Raw genomic sequence first — 8,984 nt, forward strand, 5'->3', positions numbered from 1 at the left:
GCCAGTGAATTCCCTTCGGAAGCGATCTCTCGTTGACGTCTGCGGCCTCTAGCGGGCCGTTTCCAGGCCCGGCTGCACCGCCGCGGCGGCGGTCGCCAGGACCTTGTCGTCCACCGGCCGCCGGGGCGGCAGCGGCGGGAAGCCGACCGTCATGTCGGCCAGCGTGACCCCGGACAGCGCCGTGCGGATCGCGCCGTTGACCTTTTCCCAGTTGCCGCGCATCGGGCAGATCAGCTCGCTCTCGCAGCTGTCGTGGGCGCCCTCGACGCAGGCGGTCAGCGCGATCGGCCCCTCCAGGGCCTGGATCACCGAGGCGATGGTGATCGCCTCGGCCGGCGCGGCCAAGCGGTAGCCGCCCGCGGCTCCGCGGGTCGATTCGATGACGCCGCCGCGGGCCAGCTGGTTGAGCAGCTTCGAGACGGTCGGCAGGGGCACGCCGCTCTCCTCGGCCAGCTGTGTCGCGCTGACCAGGCGCTCGGGCGCCTGGGCCATCTGCATCAGCACGACCACGCCGTAGTCGGTCAGGCGGTTGAGGCGGAACATCGGGCAATCCGGACTGTTCGTGTCAGGATTGGATATACCGCGCCCGCGAAGGCGATCAAGCGCTTTCTTGACCGGATTGGTAGGAATTGCGGGAGCGCAGCGATCGGCCGCGCGTCAGGCCGTCGCCGTCTTGCCGTGCTCGGTGCCGTAGAGCCGGTCGCCGGCGTCGCCGAGGCCCGGGATGATGTAGGCGTTCTCGTCGAGGTGGCTGTCCAGGGCGGCGGCCAGGATCGGCACGTCGGGGCAGGCGGCGGCGAAGCGCTCGACGCCCTCGGGGGCCGCGATCAGGCAGAGGAAGCGGATGTCCCTGGCGGCGATGCCGCGGTCCAGCAGGACCTCGACGGCATGGACCGCCGAGCCGCCGGTCGCCAGCATCGGGTCGACCAGCAGCACGCGCCCCGGATCGGCCGGCAGCTTGACGAAGTACTCGCGCGGCTGATGGGTCTCGGGATCGCGGAACAGGCCGATGTGGCCCTCCTTGGCGTCGGGCATCAGCTCGCGCAGGCCCTCGGTCATGCCCAGGCCGGCGCGCAGGATCGAGACCAGGGTTACCGGCCCGGCCAGGAAGGGCGCGTCCATGGTCGTCATCGGCGTCTCGATCGGCCGGGTCTTCAGGGTCAGGTCGCGGGTCAGCTCGTAGCCCATCAGGATGCCGATCTCGCGCAGCAGCTGGCGGAACAGCACCGGCCGCGTGGTGCGGTCGCGCATCAGGCTCAGCTTGTGCTGGATCAGCGGGTGGTCGAGCAGGGTCAGTGTCGGAAAACGGCTGGTCATGGCTCCCCCTGGAAGAGCCGCCACAATACCCGCAGTCGATCACAGAGCCATGACGGAATCGCGGCCGGCGGGCCGGAAAATCCGGTGCCGGCGGGACGCGCGCCCGATCAGGCGCTCCGGCTCCGGGCCAGCAGCGCCAGCGGCAGTGCCGCCACGGCGGAGAGCAATGCCATGGCGAGATAGCCGTGCCCGCCGAAGCCCTGGTAGAGCCAGCCGGAGGCGAACATCACCGAGCCGATGCCGAGGCTGCCGGTGATCGTCGCGTAGAGCGCCTGCGAGGTGGCGGCGCGCTCGGGCGCCACCGTCTCGGCGATGTGGCGCATCGCGCCCAGGTGGCTGGCGGCGAAGGTCAGGGCGTGCAGCGCGTTGACGGGCAGCAGCAGCCAGGGATCGGCGACGACGGCCATCAGCGGCCAGCGGACCAGCCCGGCGGCGATGCCGAGCGCCATCATCCGGTAGGCGCCGAAGCGGCGCACCAGCCGGCCGCCCTGCCAGAACAGCAGCACCTCGGCGATCACGCCGGTCGCCCAGAGCCAGCCGACCCAGCTCTCGCTCAGGCCCGCGGACAGCCAGTTCAGGCTGCCGAAGGCGTAGTAGAAGCCGTGGGTGCCCTGCAGCAGCGCGCCGGTCGCGCAGAACAGCAGGAAGCGGCGCTCGGCGAGCAGGGCCCAGGGCAGCCGCCAGCGCCTTGCGGGGCGGGCCGCGGGGCCCGGGCCGGCGGGCAGGGCGAGCAGGACCAGCGCGGTCGCGGCCAGCACCGCGATGAAGGCCCAGAGCACCAGCTCGGCCGGCCGCCCGGTCAGCAGCCAGCCGCCGCCGAGGTTGGCCAGGACGAAGGCGACGGAGCCCCAGAGCCGGGCCCGGCCGTAGTCGAAGCCGCCCTCGCCGGCCGGGCGCTTGCTGGCCTGGATGGTGAGGCTCTCGTTGATCGGCATCTGCGGCTGGTGCAGCAGCGCGCCCAGCCCCTGGAGCAGGGCGACCAGGAGCAGCGAGTGCACCAGGGACAGGCCGAGGAAGCAGGCGAGCGCGCCGAGCGCCAGGATCACCATGACCCGGCGCGGCCGGCCGCTGCTGTCGGCCAGGCCGGCGAGCGCCGGCGTCGTTGCCAGGCGCAGCCAGGCGGGCAGGGCGACGACCAGCGCGATCTCCTCGGCCGAGAAGCCGCGGCCCTTCAGGAAGACCGGGAAGTAGGGCAGGTAGAGCCCGATCGCGCCGAACAGCCCGGCGTAGGCCAGGGCGTAGGGCAGGGCGGCGCGGGCCGAGGGCGGCAGTCGGAGCATGGCCCCTTCTTATCAGCCGCCGCCGCCGTCGGCCCATGCCGCGCGCGCAGGGCGACCACGCGGCCCCAGGGGCCGGAGCCTTGCTCGCGCGGGCGCGGCGGCCGGCGCTTCAGCCCGCCCGGATCTGCGCGATGAACTGCTCGACCTCCTGGCGCAGGTTCTCGGACTGCTGTGCCAGTTGGTCGGCCGCCTCCAGGACCAGGCCGGCGGAGCCGCCGGTCTCGGTCGCGGTCCTCGAGACGGCGCTGATGCTGCTCGCCACCTGCCTGGTGCTCTCCGAGGCCTGCTGCACGTTGCGCGCGATCTCCTGGGTCGCCGCGCCCTGCTCCTGCACGGCGGCCGAGATGCTGGCGGCGATCTCGTCGATCGTCTCGACGGTCTGGCCGATCCCCTTGATCGCGGTCGCGGCGTCGGTGGTTGCGCCCTGGATGTGGCTGATCTGCTGGGAGATCTCCTCGGTCGCCTTGGCGGTCTGGTTGGCCAGCGCCTTGACCTCGCTGGCGACCACGGCGAAGCCCTTGCCGGCGTCGCCGGCGCGCGCCGCCTCGATCGTCGCGTTGAGCGCCAGCAGGTTGGTCTGCTCGGCGATCTCCTGGATCAGCTCGACGACCTCGCCGATCTTGCGCGCGGCATCGACCAGGCCGCTGACCTTCTCGTTGGTGAGCCGGGCGTCCTCGACGGCACGCGTCGCCGTGTGGGACGAGCGGTCCACCTGACGGCCGATCTCGTCGATCGAGGACGAGAGCTCCTCGGCGGCACTCGCCACCGTCTGCACGCTGGCGGAGGCCTCCTGGGAGGCCGCGGCAACGGCGCCGGCCTGCTGCTCGGTCTCCTCGACCGCCGTGCTCATCGATCTTGCCGTCGTCTGCATCCTGCCGGCGGTCTGCGACAGGGTCTCGACGACCGACTGCACCGTGGCCTCGAAGCCGCTCGCGATCTCCTGCATCGTGCGCCGCTTCTCCTCCTCGGCGCGCTGCGCGGCGAGCCTGCTCTCCGCTTCCAGGCGCTGTCGCTCGACGGCGTTGGCGCGGAACACCTGCACGGCCTGCGCCATGCCGCCGATCTCGTCGCGGCGCGCCATGCCGGGCACCTCGCCGTCGAGGTCGCCCGCGGCGAGGCTGCGCATGCGCTGGCTCATCCGCGTGATCGGCCTGGTGATGCTGCGGGCGACCAGCAGCGAGATGCCGCCGATGACGAGCAGGATGAGCGCGATCTGTCCGGCTTCGACGGTCGCCTTGCTCCGGAAGGCGGCCTCGATGTCGTCGATGTAGACCCCTGTGCCGATGATCCAGCCCCAGGGCGCGAAGCCCTCGACGAAGGATTCCTTGGGCACCGGCTGCTCCTTGCCGGGCTTCGGCCAGAGGTAGCCAACGAAGCCGGCCCCCTGCGCCTTGACGACCTTCACGAACTCCATGAACAGGGCCGTGCCGGCGGGGTCCCGGAGCCCCGACACGTCCTTGCCGACGAGGTCGGGCTTCACAGGGTGCATGACCATGACCGGGGTCATGTCGTTCACCCAGAAATAGTCCGCGCCGTTGTAGCGCATCGCGCCGATGGCCTTCAGGGCGGCCTGCTGCGCCGCTTCCTTCGTCATCTCGCCGGCTTCGGCACGGGCGTGGTAGGCCTCGGCCACCGAGGTCGCGCTCTCGACCAGCTGGCGCAGCTCCGTGCGCTTCTGCTCGACGAGCGCGTGCTTCAGGTCGACCAGCCTGATTCCCGCCAGGACGATCATGCTCGCGGCCGTCAGCGCGATCAGGGCGATGACGCGATGGGTGATGCCGAACGAGGTGAGCCTGGAGAAGCGCATGGTCGGTCCTGCGGAAATTCGGGATACAACGCACGGTGGGGCAGTGCGTCGAACTTACGCGGATCCATTTAAATATTCGTTATTTTGCATATGAAATCGGGAGCCGCCGGCGCCCGCGGGGCGCCGGCGGCGCTTCCGATCAGCCCCGGGCGTCCTCGCGGATCATGTCGCTGGCCTTCTCGGCGATCATGATGGTCGGCGAGTTGGTGTTGCCCGAGGTGATGGTCGGCATGACCGAGGCGTCGACGACGCGTAAGGACTCCAGGCCGTGGACGCGCAGCCGCGCGTCGACCACCGCCTGGTCGTCGCTGCCCATCCGGCAGGTGCCGACCGGGTGGAAGATCGTCGTCGCGATGTCGCCGGCGGCGCGCGCCAGCACCTCGTCGCCCTCCAGCTCGGGGCCCGGCTTGATCTCGACCGGCCGGTACTTCGCGAGCGGCTCGGCGGCGCAGATCTTCCGGGTCAGGCGCAGCGATTGGGCGGCGACCAGGCGGTCGGCCGGGGCCGAGAGATAGTTCGGCAGGATCTCCGGCGGCCGGTCCCAGTCGGGGCTGGTGATCCGCACGTGGCCGCGGCTCTCCGGCCTGAGGTTGCAGACGCTGGCGGTGAAGGCCGGGAAGCGGTGCAGCGGCTCGCCGAACTTGTCCAGGCTGAGCGGCTGCACGTGGTACTCCAGGTTCGGCGTCTCCTGGCTGGCGTCGGAGCGCGTGAAGGCGCCGAGCTGGCTCGGCGCCATGGTCAGCGGGCCCGAGCGGCGGAGCGCGTACTCGAGCGCCATGGCGGCCTTGCCGAACAGGGAATTGGCCTGCTGATTCAGGGTCTTGACCCCCTGGACCTGATAGACCGCGCGAATCTGAAGGTGGTCCTGCAGGTTGCCGCCGACGCCGGGCAGGGCGTGCCGCACGGCGATGCCGTGCTGCTGCAGCAGAGCGCCCGGCCCGACGCCGGAGAGCTGCAGCAGCTGCGGCGAGCCGATCGAGCCGCTCGCCAGGATCACCTCGCGGCGCGCCCGCGCCGAGACCGGCTCGCCCCTGCGGCGGAAGGCGACGCCGCGGCAGCGCCGGCCCTCGAAGACCAGGCGCTCGGCCTGGGCGTGGGTCATCACCGTCAGGTTCGGCCGCTCCAGCGCCGGCCTCAGGAAGCCGGTCGCCGTGCTCCAGCGCCGGCCGCGCCGCTGGTTGACCTCGAACAGGCCGACGCCCTCGTTGCTGCCCTGGTTGAAGTCGTCGGTCGGCGGGATGCCGACGGCGACCGCCGCCTGGCGGAAGGCCTCCAGGATCTCCCAGGAGAGGCGCTGCTTCTCGACCCGCCACTCGCCGCCGGCGCCGTGCAGCTCGCTGGCCCCCTTGTAGTGGTCCTCGGAGCGCCGGAAGTAGGGCAGCACGTCGTCCCAGCTCCAGCCGCCGTTGCCCATCTGGCGCCAGAGGTCGTAGTCGCGGGCCTGGCCGCGCATGTAGATCATGCCGTTGATCGAGGAGCAGCCGCCCAGCACGCGGCCGCGCGGATAGTTGAGCGAGCGGCCGTTGAGCCCCGGGTCCGCCGCGGTCTTGAAGCCCCAGTCGGCGCGCGGGTTGCCCATGCAGTAGAGGTAGCCGATCGGGATCTTGAACCAGATCCAGTCGTCCCTGCCGCCGGCCTCGAGCAGCAGCACCGAGGTCTTCGGATCGGCGGACAGGCGGTTGGCCAGCACGCAGCCGGCGCTGCCGGCGCCGACCACGACGTAGTCGTATTCCCCGAGATCCTGGCGCGCCTCGTCGTGCCGCTCCGCCATGGGCTCTTCCCCTCCCGCTTCTTCTGCTTGGCGCCAGCTTGCCCAAGGACGGCGAGCCGGGGAAGGGGCGGATCGCCGCCGCCCCCTGGTCCGGCCGGCTGCCGGTGCCTACTTCAGGGGTGGGAAGCGGTGGAAGGGTCTCCGGTCATGGCAGGAAAGCTGGCGGCGCTGGTCTCGGCGCTGGTCCTGGGCGGTCGGGCCGCCGTCACCGGGCTTCCGGCGCCGAGCGACCGCCGCGCCCGGCTCGCGGCCTTCCCGACCCGCGGCCTGCCGCTGGAGGGTCGGGTCACGGTCCGCTGGAACGAGCGGATGGTGCCCTTCGTCGAGGCCGGCAGCGACCGCGACGGCGCCTTCGTGCTGGGCCTGGTCCACGCCCACCTCAGGCTCGGCCAGATGGAGACCCTGCGCCGGGTCTCGCAAGGCCGCATCGCCGAGATGGTCGGCCCCTTCGCCACCGACATCGACCGCTCCCTGCGCATCCTCGGCCTCGGCCGCGCCGCGCCGGCGATCGTCGCGGCGCTGCCGGCGGCGACGCGCGACTGGCTCGAGGCCTACCTCGAAGGCGTCAACCACTACCTCGCGACCTGCGAGCGGCTGCCCCACGAGTTCGCGCTCTTCGGCCTGGAGCGGGAGCCCTGGCGGGCCGAGGAGGTCGTCACCCTCGGCCGCCTGGTCTCGACCGACGTCAACTGGCTGGTCTGGTTCGGCCTGCTCAAGCAGCGCGCGCGGCCGGACTGGCCGGGGCTCTGGGCGCGCCTCGTCGCGGCCGGCAGCAACTCGACGGCCAGCTATCACCTCGAGGAGGGCGCCCAGGCCGCCTTGCTGGAGGCGATCCTGGCCGGCGCGAGCCGCAGCGGCTCCAACGCCGTCGCCGTCGCCGGCACGCGCAGCCGCAGCGGCGGCGCGCTGCTCGCCGGCGACCCGCACCTCGGTGTCAGCCAACCCAACGCCTGGATCATCGCCGGCTATCGCACGCCGAGCACCCACGCGGTCGGCTTCATGGCGGCGGGCCTGCCCTTCGTCGCGATCGGCCGCAATCCCTGGATCGCCTGGGGCGGCACCAACCTGCGCTCCGCCAACAGCGACCTGATCGACGTTTCCGGCCTGCCGCCCGAGGCCTTCGAGACCGAGCGCCAGACCATCAAGGTGCGCGGCTGGCGCGACGCCGAGGTCGCGATCCGCCATACCGTCCACGGCCCGGTGATCACCGACGCGCCGCTGCTGAAGGCCGACGGCCTGCAGGCGGCGCTCACCTGGATCGGCCATCGGCCGAGCGACGAGCTCAGCGCCCTGCTTGCCGTGAACCGGGCCCGGAACTGGGAGGAGTTCCGCGCCGGGCTGGAGGGCTACGCCGTCTCGCCGCAGAACTTCGTCTACGCGGACGCCGCCGGCGACATCGGCCAGGTCATGGCGACCCGCCTGCCGGCGCGGCCGAAGGATCCGCCGGCGGAGCTGCTCCAGCCGCCCGAGGCGGCGGCGCACTGGCAGCGCATCCTCGGCGCCAACGAGCTGCCCCAGGCCTTCCGGCCGGAGACCGGGCTGCTCGCCTCGGCCAACAACCGCGGCGCCGAGGCCGAGGTGCCGGTCGGCTGGTTCTTCTCGACGAACGACCGGGTCGAGCGGCTCTACGCGCTGCTCGCCGCCGGCGACAAGGTCGGGGTCGAGGACCTCGTCGCCCTGCAGCAGGACGTCTACATGGCCTCGGCCGTCGCGCTGCGTGACCTGGTCGTCGCCCGGGCCGAGGGCCTGCCGCTCGACGGGCCGGCGGCCGGGGTGCTGGCGAGCCTGCGCGACTGGGACGGCCACTACCGGGCCGACAGCCGCGGCGCACTGGCCTTCGAGCAGACCCTGGTCCCGCTGACCGCCGCGCTGTTCGAACGCCGCGACCTAGCGGCCTTCGAGTCGGGCGGCCGTGCGTTCCAGCTGATCGGCGAGGAGCTGTCGCTGCTGCCCGACGCCCGCCTGCGCCCGGCGCTCGCCGAGGCGCTCGGCAAGGCCGCCGCCGGCGTCGCGCGCTTCGGCGACTGGGGCGGCCAGCACCGCATGGTGCTGCAGCACCCGCTCGGCGGCCTGCCGCTGCTCGGCCGCCGCTACCGCTTCCTCGACTATCCCGTCGCCGGCTCCAGCTCGACCGTCATGAAGACCGCCCACCGGCTGACCGCCGAGCGCCACCCGACCGGCTACGGCAGCCAGGCCCGCCACATCTCCGACCTCTCGGACCCCGACGCCAACTGGTTCGTCCTGCTCGGCGGCCAGGACGGCTGGTTCGGCTCCGAGCACTTCCTCGACCAGGTGGAGCTCTGGCGCGCCGGCGAGTACGTGCAGGTCCCGCTGAGCCCCGGCGACGACTGGGGCGAGGTCATGGTGCTGGCGGGGTAGGGCGCTCGCCGGCCCCAATTCGCTTCGTCCTGAGCTTGTCGAAGGGCGGAGCGAAACCGGCTCGGACGGTGCCGGAATGGCTTCGCCCTTCGACAGGCTGTATAGACCGGAGAGATGGTGGACGGGTGTTCGGGGACATGGTGGACGCATTCTGATCGGCATTGAGGGTCTCATGAGGGAGGCTTTCGATGCCCTGGCAGGAGGTGTCGATCGTGTCGCAGCGTCGGGAGTTCGTGCTTTTGGCGAGCCGGGAGGGGGCGAACAAGCGCGCTCTGTGCCGGCGCTTCGGGATCAGCCCGACGGTCGGCTATCGCTGGCTGGCGCGCTATCGCGCGGCGGGCCTGGCGGGCCTGGAGGACCGCTCGCGCCGGCCGCTGCATTCGCCGAACGAGACGCCGGTGGCGATCCAGGCGGCGGTGGTCGAGCAGCG

General features: G+C 72.2%; 7 protein-coding genes. 2 read left to right on the top strand and 5 right to left on the bottom strand.

Annotation, left to right across the window (positions count from 1 at the left end; all coding sequences use genetic code 11):
- Nucleotides 1-48: 48 nt before the first annotated feature.
- From B9O00_RS30505 to B9O00_RS30525, 5 genes are all read right to left on the bottom strand, one after another.
- Nucleotides 49-543, bottom strand: a complete 495-nt coding sequence (locus B9O00_RS30505) for an SUF system Fe-S cluster assembly regulator (protein ID WP_085126964.1) — start codon at nucleotides 541-543, stop codon at nucleotides 49-51.
- Between the two features lie 114 nt (nucleotides 544-657).
- Nucleotides 658-1,317 carry a uracil phosphoribosyltransferase gene (gene upp / locus B9O00_RS30510; RefSeq protein WP_085126966.1) on the bottom strand — a complete coding sequence of 220 codons (660 nt, stop codon included), beginning with the start codon at nucleotides 1,315-1,317 and terminating at the stop codon, nucleotides 658-660.
- A 107-nt stretch (nucleotides 1,318-1,424) separates the two neighbouring features.
- The gene (locus B9O00_RS30515; RefSeq protein ID WP_085126968.1) at nucleotides 1,425-2,597 is read right to left on the bottom strand and encodes an MFS transporter; all 1,173 of its coding nucleotides are present in this window, start codon (nucleotides 2,595-2,597) and stop codon (nucleotides 1,425-1,427) included.
- A 109-nt stretch (nucleotides 2,598-2,706) separates the two neighbouring features.
- Nucleotides 2,707-4,404, bottom strand: coding sequence for a methyl-accepting chemotaxis protein (locus B9O00_RS30520; protein WP_085126970.1), 1,698 nt, complete (start codon nucleotides 4,402-4,404; stop codon nucleotides 2,707-2,709).
- A gap of 139 nt (nucleotides 4,405-4,543) precedes the next feature.
- A complete protein-coding gene (locus B9O00_RS30525) occupies nucleotides 4,544-6,175 on the bottom strand; it encodes a GMC family oxidoreductase (RefSeq protein WP_085126972.1) in 1,632 nt (543 codons plus the stop codon).
- A 147-nt stretch (nucleotides 6,176-6,322) separates the two neighbouring features.
- On the opposite strand from B9O00_RS30525, the gene B9O00_RS30530 reads away from it, so the two are divergent.
- Both B9O00_RS30530 and B9O00_RS30535 read left to right on the top strand, forming a co-directional pair.
- A complete protein-coding gene (locus tag B9O00_RS30530) occupies nucleotides 6,323-8,554 on the top strand; it encodes a penicillin acylase family protein (RefSeq protein ID WP_085126974.1) in 2,232 nt (743 codons plus the stop codon).
- 188 nt (nucleotides 8,555-8,742) lie between these two features.
- A partial coding sequence (locus B9O00_RS30535) for a helix-turn-helix domain-containing protein (protein WP_143596252.1) occupies nucleotides 8,743-8,984 on the top strand: 242 nt, incomplete at its 3' end.

It is taken from the genome of Tistlia consotensis USBA 355 (genome assembly GCF_900177295.1).
Taxonomy (GTDB): Bacteria; Pseudomonadota; Alphaproteobacteria; order Kiloniellales; family DSM-21159; genus Tistlia; species Tistlia consotensis.